This is a genomic window from Serratia sp. NGAS9 (genome assembly GCF_009905295.1).
GTDB classification, from domain to species: domain Bacteria; phylum Pseudomonadota; class Gammaproteobacteria; order Enterobacterales; family Enterobacteriaceae; genus Serratia; species Serratia bockelmannii.
On sequence record NZ_CP047605.1, the window covers coordinates 1,429,198 to 1,444,421 of the forward strand.

The 15,224-nt window shown below is 63.2% G+C and carries 14 protein-coding genes; 9 read left to right on the forward strand and 5 right to left on the reverse strand.

The window, feature by feature from the left end:
• Nucleotides 1-2 precede the first annotated feature (2 nt).
• Entirely contained in the window at nt 3-1,604 is a 1,602-nt protein-coding gene (gene prpR, locus GUC32_RS06910; protein ID WP_025302066.1) for a propionate catabolism operon regulatory protein PrpR, read from the reverse strand.
• Between the two features lie 245 nt (nt 1,605-1,849).
• Between prpR and prpB the strand changes: the two genes are divergently transcribed.
• From prpB to GUC32_RS06930, 4 genes are all read left to right on the forward strand, one after another.
• Nucleotides 1,850-2,740, forward strand: coding sequence for a methylisocitrate lyase (gene prpB, locus GUC32_RS06915; RefSeq protein WP_043137053.1), 891 nt, complete (start codon nt 1,850-1,852; stop codon nt 2,738-2,740).
• 33 nt (nt 2,741-2,773) lie between these two features.
• Nucleotides 2,774-3,937: a 2-methylcitrate synthase gene (prpC, locus tag GUC32_RS06920; protein ID WP_049203923.1), complete on the forward strand. Its 1,164-nt coding sequence runs from the start codon at nt 2,774-2,776 to the stop codon at nt 3,935-3,937.
• 50 nt (nt 3,938-3,987) lie between these two features.
• Nucleotides 3,988-5,439 carry a bifunctional 2-methylcitrate dehydratase/aconitate hydratase gene (locus GUC32_RS06925; protein ID WP_369435774.1) on the forward strand — a complete coding sequence of 484 codons (1,452 nt, stop codon included), beginning with the start codon at nt 3,988-3,990 and terminating at the stop codon, nt 5,437-5,439.
• Nucleotides 5,440-5,518: 79 nt separating this feature from the next.
• On the forward strand, nt 5,519-6,148 hold the full coding sequence (locus tag GUC32_RS06930; protein ID WP_025302070.1) for a LysE family translocator: 630 nt from the start codon (nt 5,519-5,521) through the stop codon (nt 6,146-6,148).
• Here the strand turns inward: GUC32_RS06930 and GUC32_RS06935 are convergent.
• The gene (locus GUC32_RS06935) at nt 6,145-6,984 is read right to left on the reverse strand and encodes a helix-turn-helix transcriptional regulator (RefSeq protein ID WP_164068356.1); all 840 of its coding nucleotides are present in this window, start codon (nt 6,982-6,984) and stop codon (nt 6,145-6,147) included. The genes GUC32_RS06930 and GUC32_RS06935 overlap by 4 nt on opposite strands.
• A 99-nt stretch (nt 6,985-7,083) precedes the next feature.
• Between GUC32_RS06935 and GUC32_RS06940 the strand changes: the two genes are divergently transcribed.
• From GUC32_RS06940 to GUC32_RS06955, 4 genes are read left to right on the forward strand one after another with little or no spacing between them, the layout of a single operon-like run.
• Complete coding sequence (locus GUC32_RS06940; protein WP_350430526.1) at nt 7,084-8,508, forward strand: MFS transporter; 1,425 nt, start codon at nt 7,084-7,086, stop codon at nt 8,506-8,508.
• Between the two features lie 57 nt (nt 8,509-8,565).
• On the forward strand, nt 8,566-9,195 hold the full coding sequence (locus GUC32_RS06945) for an FMN-binding negative transcriptional regulator (protein ID WP_260515353.1): 630 nt from the start codon (nt 8,566-8,568) through the stop codon (nt 9,193-9,195).
• Between the two features lie 38 nt (nt 9,196-9,233).
• A complete protein-coding gene (ybiB, locus tag GUC32_RS06950; RefSeq protein ID WP_167324949.1) occupies nt 9,234-10,193 on the forward strand; it encodes a DNA-binding protein YbiB in 960 nt (319 codons plus the stop codon).
• 46 nt (nt 10,194-10,239) lie between these two features.
• Nucleotides 10,240-12,096, forward strand: a complete 1,857-nt coding sequence (locus GUC32_RS06955) for a M3 family metallopeptidase (protein ID WP_350430525.1) — start codon at nt 10,240-10,242, stop codon at nt 12,094-12,096.
• 63 nt (nt 12,097-12,159) lie between these two features.
• Here the strand turns inward: GUC32_RS06955 and GUC32_RS06960 are convergent, their stop codons facing one another.
• The 3 genes from GUC32_RS06960 to GUC32_RS06970 all read right to left on the reverse strand — a co-directional run bounded on the left by GUC32_RS06960 (nt 12,160) and on the right by GUC32_RS06970 (nt 14,139).
• A complete protein-coding gene (locus GUC32_RS06960) occupies nt 12,160-12,795 on the reverse strand; it encodes a carbonic anhydrase (RefSeq protein WP_025302076.1) in 636 nt (211 codons plus the stop codon).
• A gap of 286 nt (nt 12,796-13,081) precedes the next feature.
• Nucleotides 13,082-13,342, reverse strand: a complete 261-nt coding sequence (locus tag GUC32_RS06965) for a YdgH/BhsA/McbA-like domain containing protein (protein WP_025302077.1) — start codon at nt 13,340-13,342, stop codon at nt 13,082-13,084.
• Nucleotides 13,343-13,509: 167 nt separating this feature from the next.
• On the reverse strand, nt 13,510-14,139 hold the full coding sequence (locus GUC32_RS06970) for a flavin reductase family protein (RefSeq protein ID WP_043137081.1): 630 nt from the start codon (nt 14,137-14,139) through the stop codon (nt 13,510-13,512).
• A gap of 118 nt (nt 14,140-14,257) precedes the next feature.
• On the opposite strand from GUC32_RS06970, the gene rlmF reads away from it, so the two are divergent.
• Entirely contained in the window at nt 14,258-15,223 is a 966-nt protein-coding gene (gene rlmF, locus GUC32_RS06975; protein WP_167325058.1) for a 23S rRNA (adenine(1618)-N(6))-methyltransferase RlmF, read from the forward strand.
• Nucleotide 15,224 lies beyond the last annotated feature (1 nt).

Sequence of the window (15,224 nt, forward strand, 5' to 3'; positions counted from 1 at the left end):
GCTCAGTTCGGTTTTTTCAGCCGGCGCCATAAGGTGGTGCGGCTGATCCCGAGCAACCGGGCGGCGGCGGCGTGGTCGCCCCCGCACCGCGCCAGGGCTTCGTGGGCGGAGATGGGCGCCGCCTGCGTCTCGGGCGGCGTGACCGCCGCCAGCTCCGGCAACAGCCACTGCAGCGTTTCACCGCTCGGCGCTGCGCCGGTGCTCAGCATCAGCGCTACCCGTTCCATCATGTTGCGCAGTTCGCGCAGGTTGCCGGGCCAGGCGTAATGGCTTAGCGCGGCGTAACAGCCGGCCAGGGCGGTGCGCAGCGGCTCCGTCAGCGGCACATCGAGCGCCGCCAGCGACTGTTTCAGAAAGTGTTCCGCCAGCATCGCAATATCGTCGCCGCGCGCCCGCAATGGCGGCAGCTGCAGCCGCAGGGCGCTCAGGCGATAAAACAGATCGGCGCGAAAACCGCCCCGTTGAATCGCCTGCTCCAGGCGGGTGTGGGTGGCGCTGATGACGCGAAAGTCGACCGTTACCGGCTGTTGCCCGCCCACCCGGGTGATGGTTTTCTCTTCCAGCGCGCGCAGCAGTCGCGTTTGCAGGTGCAGCGGCATTTCGCCGATCTCATCCAGAAACAGAGTGCCGCCGTTGGCGGTTTCCAGCAGCCCGCGCCGGCCGCCGCGCCGTGATCCGGTGAAGGCGCCTTCCTCATAGCCGAACAGTTCCGCCTCCAGCAGCGATTCGGCGATGGCGCCGCAGTTGATGGCGACGAACGGCGGCGTCGCCCCCCTGGACGGTGCGCCGCGTCGGGAAAAGTATTCGCGGTGGATTGCCTGCGCCGCCAGCTCTTTGCCAGTGCCGGTTTCTCCTTCAATTAATACCGCCGCCGGCGAGCGGGCGTACAACATGATGGTGCGCCGGGTCTGCTCCATCTGCGGGGAGTCGCCCTGCAAATCGCCCAGCCCATAGCGTGGCTGCAGGGTATCGCGTGCGGCGTAATCGCCGCCGCGTTTGCCGCCGCTCAGCATCAGGCGCGTTACGTCCAGCGCATCGCTGAAGGCGGCGCGCAGGGTGGCGGCGGAATAGAGAAAAATGGCGGTGAGCCCGGCCTCTTCCGCCAGATCGCTGATGAGGCCGGCGCCGACCACCGCCTGAATACCGGCGGCTTTCAGCTCGGCGATCTGGCCGCGGGCGTCCTCTTCGGTGACGTAACTGCGCTGTTCCAGCGGCAGATCGAAGGTTTGCTGGAACTCCATCAGTGCGGGCAAAGGCGTTTTATAGGTGATGACGCCGATCCGATCGGCGGTTCTGCGCGCCTTGCTCAGCGCCTGCAGCAGGTCGAAGCCGCCGGGCTTGACCAGGATGACCGGCACCGACAGGCGACTTTTCAGGTAGGCGCCGTTGGAGCCGGCGGCGATGATGGCGTCGCACGGTTCGGTCGCCAGGCGTGCGCGGATGTGCTGCACCGCCTCCTCAAAGCCGAGACGGATCGGGGTGATGGTCGCCAGATGGTCGAACTCGAGGCTGATGTCCCGGAACAGATCGAACAGGCGGGTGATGGAGACGGTCCAGATCACCGGTTTGTCCGGCGCGCGGGATGGCGTGATGTGATCGCTCATGGTGGGTTACCGAATGGAAGTGGCTGCATTAGGTGTAGCCCGGTTTCAGTTATGTTTCAAATTTACTATGTGAAACAACGATTGAAACGTTAACTGAAACGTTTTTTATCCCTTTGCCAGGCCAATGGCGCTGAATATGTTGTAACTCACTTATTTTTATCGTTTTTAATTTTTCCCCTCACCGAAGTGAAACCTGGCCCGCTCCTTGCTCTGTCTGTTTCATCTGGCTAATCGGAGAAAACGTCATGACGCTGCGCTCACCCGGGCTCGCCTTTCGTCAGGCCCTGAGTAAAGAAAAACCCCTGCAAATCGCCGGCGCGATCAACGCCAACCATGCCTTGCTGGCTCAGCGGGCCGGATTCCAGGCCATCTATCTTTCCGGCGGCGGTGTGGCGGCCGGTTCGCTGGGATTGCCGGACCTGGGCATTTCGACGCTGGACGATGTGTTGACCGATATTCGCCGCATCACCGACGTCTGCCCGCTGCCGCTGCTGGTGGATGTCGACAGCGGTTTCGGCGCTTCGGCGTTCAATGTCGCCCGCACGGTGCGCTCGGTGAGCAAGGCCGGGGCGGCGGCGCTGCATATCGAAGATCAGGTCGGCGCCAAGCGCTGCGGCCATCGGCCCAATAAGGCCATCGTCTCCACCGAAGAGATGGTGGATCGCATCAAGGCGGCGGTGGATGCGCGCAGCGATCCGGACTTCGTGATCATGGCGCGCACTGACGCGCTGGCGGTGGAGGGGCTGGAGGCGGCCATCGAGCGCGCTCAGGCTTACGTGGCGGCCGGGGCCGACATGCTGTTCCCGGAGGCGATCACCGAGCTGGGCATGTACCGCCGTTTCGCCGAAGCGACGCAGGTGCCGATCCTCGCCAACATCACCGAATTCGGCGCGACGCCGCTGTTCACTACCGAGGAGCTGCGCAGCGCCCGGGTGGATATGGCGCTGTATCCGCTGTCGGCCTTCCGGGCGATGAATCGGGCGGCGGAGCGGGTGTACCGCGCCCTGCGCGAAGAGGGCACGCAGAAAAACGTCATCGACACCATGCAGACCCGCAACGAGCTGTATGAAAGCATCAACTACTATTTGTTCGAAGAGAAACTCGACGCTCTGTTCGCTCGCCAACGCGACGAATAGGCGCCATTCACGCAGAAGCCAAATGAGGACAGTATGAGCCAAGCGATCCCCCCGCAAAGCCCGACTGGCGTTAAGCCGAAAAAATCCGTGGCGTTATCCGGCGTGCCCGCCGGAAATACCGCGCTGTGTTCCGTAGGGCGCAGCGGCAACGATCTGCACTACCGCGGTTACGATATCCTCGATCTCGCGCGCCACTGCGAGTTTGAAGAGGTCGCCCATCTGCTGATCCACGGCAAGTTGCCCAACCGCGACGAGCTGCAGGCCTATAAACACCGTCTCAAAGCGCTGCGCGGCCTGCCCGCCAGCGTGCGCACGGTGCTGGAGGCGCTGCCGGCGGCTTCGCATCCGATGGACGTGATGCGCACCGGCGTTTCGGCCCTTGGCTGCACGCTGCCGGAAAAAGAGCAGCACGGCGCGGCCGGCGCGCGCGACATTGCCGATCGGCTGCTGGCGTCGTTGGGATCGATGCTGCTCTACTGGTATCACTACAGCCACAACGGCGAGCGCATTCAGCCGGAGACCGACGACGATTCCATCGGCGGCCACTTTCTGCACCTGCTGCACGGCGAGGCGCCTTCTGCCAGCTGGGAGCAGGCGATGCACGCGTCATTGATCCTGTACGCCGAGCATGAGTTCAACGCCTCGACCTTCGCCGGCCGGGTGATCGCCGGCACCGGATCCGACGTCTATTCGGCGATCGTCGGCGCCATTGGCGCGCTGCGCGGGCCGAAGCACGGCGGCGCCAACGAGGTGTCGCTGGAGATCCAGCAACGCTATGAAACGCCGGACGAAGCGGAAGCCGACATTCGCCGCCGCATCGACAACAAAGAGGTGGTGATTGGCTTCGGGCACCCGGTGTACACCGTCTCCGATCCGCGCCATCAGGTGATCAAAGAGATCGCGCTGCGCCTGTCGCAGGAAGCGGGGGCGATGAAGCTATATGACATCGCCGATCGGCTGGAAAGCGTGATGCACGACACCAAAAAGATGTTCCCCAACCTCGACTGGTTCTCGGCGGTGTCTTACCACCAGCTGGGGGTGCCCACCGAAATGTTCACGCCGCTGTTTGTCATGGCGCGCGTCAGCGGCTGGTCGGCGCACATCATCGAGCAACGGCAGGACAACAAAATCATTCGCCCGTCCGCCAACTATACCGGGCCGGAAGCGCGGGCGTTCGTACCGCTGGATCAGCGCTGAGCGCCGGTCGTTATCGTGTCGTTTTCACTCTGGAGCCTTTGGAAATCATGATGCTTGAGTCTGCCAATACCCGCCGTCCGCCGTTCGATCGCGAAATGGTCGATATCGTCGATTATGTGATGAAAGAGGCCGTCGATACCCCGGCGGCGTACCGCACCGCTCACTATTGTCTGCTCGACACCCTCGGCTGCGGGCTGGAGGCGCTGAGCTACCCGGCCTGCAAGAAACTGATGGGGCCGGTGGTGTCGGGCGCCGAGGTGCTAAACGGCAGCCGGGTGCCCGGCACCCGTTTCCAGCTGGATCCGGTGCAGGCGGCGTTCAATATCGGCGCCATGATCCGCTGGCTCGACTTCAACGACACCTGGCTGGCGGCGGAGTGGGGCCACCCGTCGGATAACCTGGGCGGGATCCTGGCGGTGGCCGATTGGCTCTCGCGCCAGGCGGTGGCGGCAGGCAAAGCGCCGCTGACCATGCGGCAGGTGCTGATCGCCATGATCAAGGCGCATGAGATCCAGGGCTGCCTGGCGCTGGAAAACGCCTTCAACCGGGTAGGGTTGGATCACGTGCTGCTGGTGAAGGTGGCGTCCACCGCGGTGGTGGCGCAGCTGCTCGGCCTGAGCCGCGAGGCGATCCTGAACGCGGTGTCGCTGGCGTGGGTGGACGGGCAGTCGCTGCGTACCTATCGCCACGCGCCGAACGCCGGCACCCGCAAATCCTGGGCAGCGGGGGATGCGACTGCCCGCGCGGTGCGGTTGGCGCTGATGGCCGCCACCGGCGAAATGGGCTACCCCTCGGCGCTGACGGCACCGACCTGGGGATTCTACGACGTCTCGTTTAACGGCAAACCTTTCCGCTTCCAGCGGCCGTACGGCGCGTATGTGATGGAGAACGTGCTGTTTAAAATTTCGTTCCCGGCGGAGTTCCATGCCCAGACCGCCGTGGAGGCGGCCATGACGCTGCACCGCCAGATGCAGGCCGCCGGCAAAACCGCCGCCGACATCGCCAGGGTGAGCATCCGCACCCACGAGGCTTGCCTGCGCATTATCGACAAGCAGGGGCCGCTGGATAACCCGGCGGATCGCGATCACTGCATTCAGTATATGGTGGCGATTCCGTTGCTGTTCGGCCGGCTGACGGCGGCGGATTACGAAGACCGGGTGGCCGAAGATCCGCGTATCGACGCATTGCGTAGTAAGATCCACTGCCATGAAGATCCCGCTTTCACGCGTGATTATCACGATCCGGAAAAGCGCTCGATCGCCAATGCGCTGACGGTGGAGTTCGCCGACGGCAGCCGTCTGGATGAGGTGGCGGTGGAGTATCCTATCGGCCATGCGCGGCGGCGCGAAGAGGGCATCCCGCTGCTGATCGAGAAGTTCAAAATCAACCTGGCGCGCCAGTTCCCAGCCCTGCAGCAGCAGCGCATTCTCGAGGTGTCGCTGGACCGCCAGCGGCTGGCGCAGATGCCGGTCAACGAGTATCTCGATTTGTGGGTGATCTGAGGTGAGCGGCGCTGACAAGCCACGTCGGCGTCGCTATGATGGACGCTCCATCCCCGTCCGTCTTCTTATCAGGTGATTCATGATTGATGCCGCAACGTTGTTGTTGTTTTCCGGTGCCTGCGTGGCGCTGGCGCTGACCCCCGGCCCGGATATGCTGCTGATCGCTTCGCGCAGCGTCAGCCAGGGGCGGCGCGCCGGTTTCGCTTCGCTGGCGGGCATTCAGCTCGGCACATACTGCCACGCGCTGGCGGCGGCGCTGGGGTTGTCGCAACTGTTCGTCGCGGTGCCGCTGGCTTACGACGCGGTGAGAATGTTGGGCGCCGCCTATCTGCTCTACCTGGCGTGGAAAACGCTGCGATCCGGCAGCAGTCTGCAGGCTTCTGCCGGGTTGCAGGCCGTGCCGACGGCGCGAATTTTCCGGCAGGGACTGTTCACCAACATCCTCAACCCGAAAATGGCGCTGTTCGTGCTGGCGCTGTTCCCGCAGTTTATCGATCCGCGTGCCGGCTCGGTGGTGGTACAGATGCTGGCGCTGGCGACGGTGCTGAATCTGGTGGGGTTGCTGATTAACGGCGGGGTGATCCTGGCGGTCAGCGGCATGAAAAGCCGCTTCGCCGGCCGCCGCTTCAGCGCCCGCTGGCCGAACTACCTGCTGAGCGGCGTATTCGCCGGGCTGGCCTGCAAACTCATTTTCGACAGCCGCCGCTAACCCTCGCGCAGCAGCGCTTCAAACGCCGCGCTGGCCGGTTCGTCCGGCAGCGCGCTGTACATCACCAGCCGCAGGTGGTTCTCTTCGTCGACGATGAAAGAGGCGTGGTCAAAGGTGACCGGGCCGATTGCTGGGACGATGAAGCTGCGCCGCCCCTGGCAACGTCCGTGAATGTCATGCTGCCGCCAGAGCTGGCGGAATTGCGGCGATACCTGCTCCAGCGCCTGTACCCGTTGGCGCATCACCTCATCCTCCGGCGCACGGGCGTAGTCGCGGCGGAAGCTGGCCAGGATTTGCGGCGCCTGCGCCCGCCACTCCAGCAGGCGCGCATTGAGCTGCGGATCGGCAAACAGCATCCACAACATGTTGCGCTCTTGCGCCGGGCGCTCGCCGATGGCGAACAGCTGCTGCGCCGCCGGATTCCAGGCGATGATGTCCCAACTCAGGTTCATGACGTAGGCCGGCCGCAGCGTCAAATCGTCCAGCAGGCGCCGCACCAACGGCGAAACCTGGCACCACTGATGCCCAACCGGCACCGGCGGGCGCTGATGCGCCAATAAGAACAGGTGGTAGCGGCCGGCGGCGTCGAGCTGCAGCACCCGCGCCAGATTTTCCAAAAACGTCACCGACGCATTGATTTCCCTGCCTTGCTCCAGCCAGGTGTACCAGGTGAGGCCGACGCCGGCCAGCGCCGCCACCTCCTCGCGCCGCAATCCCGGCGTGCGGCGGCGGCTGCCGCTTGGCAAGCCGACTGACTCTGGTGACAGTTGTTCTCGCTTTTGCCGCAGAAAATCCCCCAGTTCGTGGCGGGTGCGTTCGAGGGTGCGTGGGGGCATGTCGGCCGTCCTGTTGCTGTCAGTAATAGTATAAATGGCTATATAGTAACAGTTTAAACCTTGTTCCATACTGCGGCCATCATAATCTCTGGAGGTGGTATGGAACATTCATTATCTCGTGAGCGGCGAGGGCTGCCCGGCCTGCCGGTGCTGCTGTTGGGCGGGTTCGTCACGGTGTTCGATCTGTTCGTGGTCAACGTGGCGGCGCCGGTGATCCAGCGGCAGTTCGCCGCCGATTTCGCCGGGATCGGTTTGATCGTCGCCGGTTATGAGTTGGCGTTTGGGGTGCTGTTGATCGCCGGTGGGCGTCTGGGCGATCGCTTCGGACGTCGGCGCTTGTTCAGCCTCGGCATGCTGGGATTCACGCTGAGCTCCCTGTTGTGCGGGCTGGCGGGATCGCTCGGCCTGCTGATCGCCGCGCGTATTCTGCAGGGGGCGACGGCGGCGCTGTTGTTCCCGCAAATTTACGCCTTGATGCGGGTCCTGTACGCGCCGCAACAGCGGCGGCGCGCCTTCGCTTGGCTGGGCATGACGCTGGGATTGGCGGCGATCTTCGGCCAGATCCTCGGCGGATTTATCATCGAGGCTAACCTGTTCGGCAGCGGCTGGCGCATGATCTTTTTGATCAATTTGCCGATCGGCGCACTGGCGCTGTGGGCGGCGCGGTGCATTCCCGAATCGCGGGTGGCGCAGGCGCAGCGGTTGGACGGCGTTGGCCTGTGGCTGGCGGCGACCGGCCTGTCGCTGTTGCTGCTGCCGCTGCTGGAGGGGCCGGCGCGCGGCTGGCCGTGGTGGATAGCGCCGATGTTGGCGTTAGCGATGCTGACGCTGTGGGGCTTCCTGCGTTGGGAGCGCCGTCTGGCGCAGCGCGGCGGCGATGCAGTGCTCGATCCGGCGCTGTTCCGTCAGGCGGGCTTCGCACCGGGTATGGCGGTGGTGCTGGCGATTTATGCCACCGCTTCCTCGTTTTTCTTGTGTTTCGCACTGCTGCTGCAGGCGGGGGCGGGGCTGACGCCTTTTCAGGCGGGCAGTCTGTTCGCCCCGGCCAGCGCGGCCTTCATGCTGGCCTCGATGTTGGCGCCCCGGTTAGCGCTGCGTTGGGGTAATGGCGTACTGAGCGTGGGCGTGGCGATTTACGCCGCCGGGTTGGCGCTATTGATGGCGCAGGCGCTGTGGGGTGAGGCGCTGGCGCATCCGCTGCGGCTGCTGCCTGGGTTAGTGGTGCTGGGGTTCGGTCAGGCGCTGAGCATGACGCCGCTGCTGAATCTGGTGCTCGGTTTGGCGCCGGAGCGGCAGGCGGGCATGGCGGCGGGTCTGGTTGCCACCGTGCAGCAGGTGGGGGGCGCGCTGGGCATCGTGGGCAGCGGCGTCGGTTTTGTGCCGCTGTTGGCGAGCGGCGGCGCAGCGGAACGCTATGTCCAGGCCTTTGCCGGCGCCATGGTATTTAATCTGTTGGCGATGGGCATCGCCCTGCTGTTGTTAAACCGGATCACTCGAAATACTCAGAAAGCGGATCTTAAGTAGGCCGCCGGCGGGTGCTTTACTGTTGTCATCATGAGAGAGCGATAAGGAGCCACACTGATGTTTCAACCCGCCACATTTCGCGAAGACAATCTGGATGCCCAACTGGCGCTGGTGCGGGCCCACCCGTTGGGGCTATTGGTCAGCCACGGCGAGCAGGGATTGACGGCCGATCCGCTGCCGTTTCTGGCCGATGTCGAACAGGGGCAGATCCGGCTGCGGGCGCACCTGTCGCGCGCCAACGCGCACTGGCGACGGCTGCAGCACGCGGCGGAATGCCTGGTGATTTTTCAGGGCGTGGAGGGCTATGTGTCCCCCGGCTGGTACCCGAGCAAGCGCCAGACCGGCAAAGTGGTGCCGACCTGGAATTACAGCATGGTGCAGCTGTATGGCGTGCCGACGGTGATGGACGACCCGGCCTGGCTGCGCCGCCAGCTGATCGACCTGACGGCACAACAGGAAGGGCGCCGCCCGGCGCCCTGGCGGCTCGACGACGCGCCGGCCAACTATATCGCCGCACAGCTTAAAGGCATCGTCGGTATCGAGATTGCCGTCACCCGGCGCGAAGGCAAATGGAAAATGAGCCAAAACCGCAGCGCCGACGATGCCGGCGGGGTGATCGCCGGGCTGCGCGAGGGCGATGACGCGCAGCGGCGACTGGCGGCGGAGGTTGAGCGGCGGCGCGGATAGGGTATGCTAACCGAAGAGTGAGCTGAGGGAACCTTCGGATGGATTACACCAAAATTATCAAAGAAATAGGCCGCGGCAAAAATCATGCGCGCGACCTGGACCGGCAGACCGCCTTTGAGCTGTATCAGGCGATGCTGGCCGGGGAGGTCCCCGAGCTGGAGCTGGGCGGCATTCTGATCGCGCTGCGCATCAAGGGCGAAGCCGAAGAGGAGATGCTGGGCTTCTATCAGGCGATGCAGCAGCAGGTCTTGCCGCTGCAGGCGCCGCAGGGGCGGCCACTGCCGGTGGTGCTGCCGAGCTACAACGGCGCGCGCAAGCAGGCCAACCTGACGCCGCTGCTGGCGCTGCTGCTCGCGAAAGTGGGCCTGCCGGTGGTGGTGCACGGCATCCTGGACGACAGCACCCGTGTGACCAGCGCCGAGATTTTCCGTGCCCTGGGGCTGCCGTGGTCGGAACAGGCCGCTCATGCCCAGCAGCGCCTCGATAACGGCGAGGCGGTATTCATGCCGGTTTCCGCGCTGTCGGCGCCGTTGGCGCAGCAGCTTGGGCTGCGTTGGCGCATGGGGGTGCGCAACAGCGCCCATACGCTGGCCAAGCTGGCGACGCCGTTCGGCGAACAGGATGCGCTGCGCCTCGCCAGCGTCTCTCACCCGGAGTATGTTGGCCGGGTGGCGTCGTTTTTCCGCCAGATCGGCGCCCGCGGGCTGTTGATGCACGGCACCGAAGGCGAAGCCTACGCCAACCCGCAGCGCTGCCCGCAGATTCACCATATCGTCGGCGGCGAACAGCACGTATTGCTGGAGCGCACCTTGCAGGATGAAACGCCGGCATTGCCGGCGGCGAAAGACGCGGAAACCACCGCACGCTGGACCGAGCGCTGCCTGGCGGGCGAGGTGGCGATCCCGCAGGCCATCCAGCGGCAGGTCGCCTGTTGCCTAGTGGCCGCCGGCGAGAGCGAGACGCTTGAGCAGGGGCTGCAGCGCCTGCGTCAGGCCTAAGCGCGACTATACTGGGATATTTCCTCATCGGCTGAGAAGGACGGTTATGCAACAGGCTCTCGATTACTTCAATCAATTGAACCAGGATTACCTCGACGTTCACCGCGCCAAAGAAGAGCTGTTCTGGCAAAACTACATGGGCACCGGCGATGAAGGCGTGTCGGCGCGCTTTTCCGCCGCGGAAAGCGCCTATAAGCGCTTTATCGCCGAACCGCGCCGGCTGGCCGAGATCCGCAATCTGCTGGCCGGATTGGAAACGCTGCCGCAGGAGGCGCAGCGCGATGCGCTGATCCACGGCCTGCAAGGCTGGCTGCGTTTCTTCGACTGTAACGCCATTGAAGATCCGCAGGCGCAGGTGTTGTTGGATCAGATCATCCATGCCGAGTCCGATCTCTACTCGCGCCGCAAGGGCTATCAGGTCACACACCTGAACGCCGACGGCCAGCGGGTGGCGGCCTCGCTCGGCGAGCTGCTGACCAACCAGGCGACCAACCCGAACGAAGACTACCGCCGCAGTTCGCAGCAGGCGCTGCGCGACCTGGAGCAATGGCTGCTGCATAACGGCCTGCCGGAGCTGATCGGCCTGCGCAACCGCTTTGCGCGCCAGATGGGCTATCGCAACTATTTCGACTACAAGGTGAACAAAACCGAGCGCATGACGCCGGAGCAGCTGTTCGCCATTCTGGATCGTTTCGAGCGGGAAACCCGCGAGGCCAACGCGCGCAGCCTGCAACAGCTGGCGGCCGACAAGGGCGGCCAGGCGCTGGAGCCGTGGAACGTACGCTTCGCCAGCGCCGGCGACGTCACCCGTCAACTGGATCCTTACTTCCCGTTTTCTCGTTCGCTGGAACGCTGGGTCGACAGCTTCAAACGCCTGCACATCGGCTTTGGCGGCGCCGAGATGAACCTCGATCTGCTGGTGCGCAAAGGCAAGTATGAGAACGGCTTTATGCACGGCCCGGTGCCGCCGTTTGTGCGCCAGGGGGAATGGGTGCCGGCGCGCATCAACTTCACCAGCCTGGCGCAGCCGGGGCAGGTGGGCAGCGGCGCTTACGGGCTCAACACCCTGTTCCACGAGGGCGGCCACGCGGCGCACTTCGCCAACATTCGCCAGAATGCGCCGTGCTTCTCGCAGGAGTTCCCGCCGACCTCGATGGCCTATGCCGAAACCCAGTCGATGTTCTGCGACAGCCTGCTGGACGACGCCGACTGGCTGAAACGCTATGCGAAAAACGCCGCCGGCGAAGCGGTGCCTGATGCGCTGATCGAGGCCGGCATCGCGGCGCGCCAGCCGATGCGTGCGTTCAACGAACGCCACATCCTGCTGGTGCCGTACTTCGAGTGGGCGCTGTACCAGTGGGATGACGAGCAGCGCACGCCGGAAGCCATTACCGCGCTGGCGCGCGAGGTCGAGCAAAAGATCCTCGGCATCAGCGGCAGCCCGCGTCCGACGTTGGCGATCCCGCACCTGCTGTCGCTAGAATCCGCCTGTTCCTACCAGGGCTATCTGCTGGCGATGATGGCGGTAGAGCAAACCCGTCACTTCTTCCTGCAGCGCGACGGTTACCTGACGGACAACGCGGCCATTGGCCCGGATCTGGCGCAACACTACTGGTTGCCGGGCAACAGCGTCAGCCATGACGACACGCTGCGCAGCCTGACCGGCGAAGGGTTTAATCCTGACTATCTGGCGCAGGCCTGCAACCAGACGGTGGCACAGGCGTGGCATGAGGCGCAGCAGACGATGGCCGCCGCAGCCAAGCGCCCGCAGCCGCCGGCAGATTTCGATTTGCAGGCGCACATCCGGGTGGTGGATGGCGAGACGGTATTGGCGGACAACGCCGAGGGTGACGAGCGGATGTGCCGCGACTTTGCTGCGGCGATAGAGGCGCGCTTGCCTTAAGGCTGACAATAAAATCCACGCCGCGGCGTGGATTTTATTTAATGATAAAAACCGGGCGTTATTTTATTCGAAATAGACGTCGGGATTATCGGCCAGAGACACGAAGCTCTTGGTGTTTCTATCCAGCGTGCGAATTTCGCCGCTTTCGATGTCGTATACCCAGCCGTGTAGGCGCAGCCCACTGTTGCGCAGACCCACCGCCACAGAAGGGTGGGTTTTGATATTATTTAGCTGAGCAATAACGTTCTCTTCGACCATAGCGTTCACTTTGTCTGTTTCGCTATCCCAGGTTTTCTTCTCGACCACCGCTTTGGCCGCATCCGCGTAGTGCAGCCAGTGGGCAACGGCAGGCATGGGATCGAGGCACTGACAGGATGCGATAGCCTTCATGGCGCCACAGTTTGAGTGGCCACAAATCACGATATCAGTCACGCCCAGCGCCACCACCGCGTATTCGATAGTCGCAGAAACCCCACCCGGCTCCGGGCCAAAGGAAGGGACGATGTTACCGGCGTTACGGATAACGAAAAGCTGCCCAGGTTCTTGCTGCGTCACCAGCTCGGGCACCAGACGGCTGTCAGAACAGGAGATGAAAAGCGCTTTAGGATTTTGGCTGGAGGCCAGGCTGCGAAAGAGTTCCTTACGCTGCGGGAAAATCTCTTTCTGGAAACTGAGGAAACCTTCAATGATATGTTGCATACAACGCTCTCTGCATCTGTAGTCTGCGTAACATGATAATCATCCTCTCCCGTTAGTCCAGCAATGGGGTGGTAAAAAAATGTGTGCTTAACTGCCTGCAAACCCCATTAAATAAAGGGTTTCTGCCTGTTGGCGACGGTATTTTCCGGGTCGTTGACGCGTGGGTTGCTGACAAAGCGGACGATAGGAAAATTGCTGTCGTACCCATTCAGCGCTGACGTACGCGAACATAAAAAAAGCCCGCCGGGATGATATCCGGCGGGCTTTTTGACGTCTGGGGCGGCGATTATTTGTAGATAACCGCGGTGGCGTGCATCAGGTTATTGCCGCTGGTAGAGGTGATGGTGAAAGCCTTGGCGCCTACGGCATCGGCTTTGGCGGCCAGCTGAGAGGTCAGGCTGCTCAGGTCGGTTGCGCCGCTGGCGACGATCACGCCGGCTTTTTCGAATTGGGCGGCATCCTGGGCGCTGACGTGTTCAGCGGCAAAAGTGGTGAAAGAAACGGTGGCCAGAGCAATAGCAGCAGCAAAAGTTTTGATGGTTTTCATGTTCGTCATTCCTGTCAAAGTGAATTAGGGAGAAAGGGTTTGCCTTTCGATGGGAAGATTATTGCGCAGTGACAGGCGGGATGAAATCGGAGAGTGTTGATAGTTTTATTCAGAATTTTTGATTATTAATTCCCCCCGTTTATCTTCTGCATAAACGGGGGAAACGATCAGCGTGACGGGCGCGTCAGATCGAAACGGTGCTGTTCGGAAATGCCGTAGTAGGCGGTCGGGCCGCCGGCGCGCAGGATAGGTTCGGCGGCGGCGGTCTGGTAGACGCCGTGTTCATCCAGCAGCGCCGGATCGAGATGCACCGCCACCACCTCGCCCAACACCAGCCAGGTCTCCACCTGTTCCCCGGCGGCGGTTTGCAGTTGGATGCATTGGGTCAGCCGGCATTCGAAGTTCACCGGGCTTTCGGCCACGCGCTCGGCTTTGACCCGGCGCCCGGGCAGCGGCGTAACGCCGGCGAAGGCGAATTCGTCCTCACCGCGCGGCAGGGTGATGGAACTATTGTTCATCGCTTCCGCCAACGGGCGCGTCGCCAGGTTCCAAACGAACTCGCCGGTTTCTACGATATTCGCTACGCTGTCTTTCCAGCCGGTGCTGGCGAAACCGATGATCGGTGGACGGTAGTTGAAGCAGTTGAAAAAGCTGTAGGGCGCCAGATTACGCAAGCCGGCGGCGCTACGGGAAGAGATCCAGCCGATGGGGCGCGGGCCGACGATGGCGTTCAGCGGATCGTGCGGCAGGCCGTGGCCGGCGGCGGGTTCATAATAATAGCGAGATTCACGGTTCATGGGGGACCCTGCGGCAATCGATGAAGCTTTCATTGTGCCGGGTTTCCCGCCGCTGCGCCATTGCGGGCCGGATGTGTTATCTTACGCGCCGGAAATCCCTTCAAGAGAGCCCGTCACGGTGGAAAAAAAGAAAACCTTCCCGCAGCAGAAAAGCGGCCTGCATCCGCGCAACCGTCATCGTTCGCGCTACGACTTCCCGGCGCTGATCGCCAGCTGCCCGGCGCTGGCGCCGTTCGTGAAACCGAACGCCTGGGGCGATGTATCGGTGGATTTCGCCGATCCGGCGGCGGTGAAAATGCTCAACCGTGCGTTGCTGCAACACTTTTACGGCATCGAACACTGGGATATTCCGGCGGACTACCTGTGCCCGCCGATCCCCGGCCGCGCCGACTATCTGCACCACCTGGCGGATCTGCTGGCGACCAGCAACGGCGGCGAGATCCCGCGCGGCAAGGGCGTGGCGATCCTCGACGTCGGCGTCGGCGCCAACTGCATCTACCCGATCGTCGGCCTGCGCGAATACGGCTGGCGTTTCACCGGGTCTGAAATCGATCCGGTGTCGCTCAACGCGGCCAAGATGATCGTCGAGATGAACCCGACGCTGCGCAATAGCGTGCGTCTGCGGCTGCAAAAACAGCCTGAGCTGATTTTTAGCGGCATCATCGGCGCGGCCGAGAAATTCGACGCCACCCTGTGCAACCCGCCGTTCCACGCGTCCGAGCAGGAAGCGCGCGCCAGCACCCGCCGCAAGCTGCATAAATTGGGCAAAGGGGAAGTGGCCGACAAGCCGGTGCAAAACTTCGGCGGCAAGAACAACGAGCTGTGGTGCGAAGGCGGCGAAGAAGCCTTTGTGCGCAAGATGGTGGAAGAGAGCGTCAGCAAGGCCAACAACTGCCTGTGGTTCACCTCGCTCATCTCGAAAAACACCACGTTGCCGGCCATCTACCATGCGCTGAAAGTGGCGGGGGCGGCCGAGGTACGCACCATCGAGATGGCGCAAGGGCAGAAGATCAGCCGCTTCGTCGCCTGGACCTTCCACGACGCCGAGCAACAGGCCGCCTGGGCAGCCGAACGCTGGCGTTAAT

What these genes read in the sequence shown, in the direction of transcription:
- prpR (WP_025302066.1), bottom strand. Translation starts at nt 1,604, where the DNA reads ATGAGCGATCACATCACGCCATCCCGCGCGCCGGACAAACCGGTGATC.
- prpB (WP_043137053.1), top strand. Translation starts at nt 1,850, where the DNA reads ATGACGCTGCGCTCACCCGGGCTCGCCTTTCGTCAGGCCCTGAGTAAA.
- prpC (WP_049203923.1), top strand. Translation starts at nt 2,774, where the DNA reads ATGAGCCAAGCGATCCCCCCGCAAAGCCCGACTGGCGTTAAGCCGAAA.
- GUC32_RS06925 (WP_369435774.1), top strand. Translation starts at nt 3,988, where the DNA reads ATGCTTGAGTCTGCCAATACCCGCCGTCCGCCGTTCGATCGCGAAATG.
- GUC32_RS06930 (WP_025302070.1), top strand. Translation starts at nt 5,519, where the DNA reads ATGATTGATGCCGCAACGTTGTTGTTGTTTTCCGGTGCCTGCGTGGCG.
- GUC32_RS06935 (WP_164068356.1), bottom strand. Translation starts at nt 6,984, where the DNA reads ATGCCCCCACGCACCCTCGAACGCACCCGCCACGAACTGGGGGATTTT.
- GUC32_RS06940 (WP_350430526.1), top strand. Translation starts at nt 7,084, where the DNA reads ATGGAACATTCATTATCTCGTGAGCGGCGAGGGCTGCCCGGCCTGCCG.
- GUC32_RS06945 (WP_260515353.1), top strand. Translation starts at nt 8,566, where the DNA reads ATGTTTCAACCCGCCACATTTCGCGAAGACAATCTGGATGCCCAACTG.
- ybiB (WP_167324949.1), top strand. Translation starts at nt 9,234, where the DNA reads ATGGATTACACCAAAATTATCAAAGAAATAGGCCGCGGCAAAAATCAT.
- GUC32_RS06955 (WP_350430525.1), top strand. Translation starts at nt 10,240, where the DNA reads ATGCAACAGGCTCTCGATTACTTCAATCAATTGAACCAGGATTACCTC.
- GUC32_RS06960 (WP_025302076.1), bottom strand. Translation starts at nt 12,795, where the DNA reads ATGCAACATATCATTGAAGGTTTCCTCAGTTTCCAGAAAGAGATTTTC.
- GUC32_RS06965 (WP_025302077.1), bottom strand. Translation starts at nt 13,342, where the DNA reads ATGAAAACCATCAAAACTTTTGCTGCTGCTATTGCTCTGGCCACCGTT.
- GUC32_RS06970 (WP_043137081.1), bottom strand. Translation starts at nt 14,139, where the DNA reads ATGAACCGTGAATCTCGCTATTATTATGAACCCGCCGCCGGCCACGGC.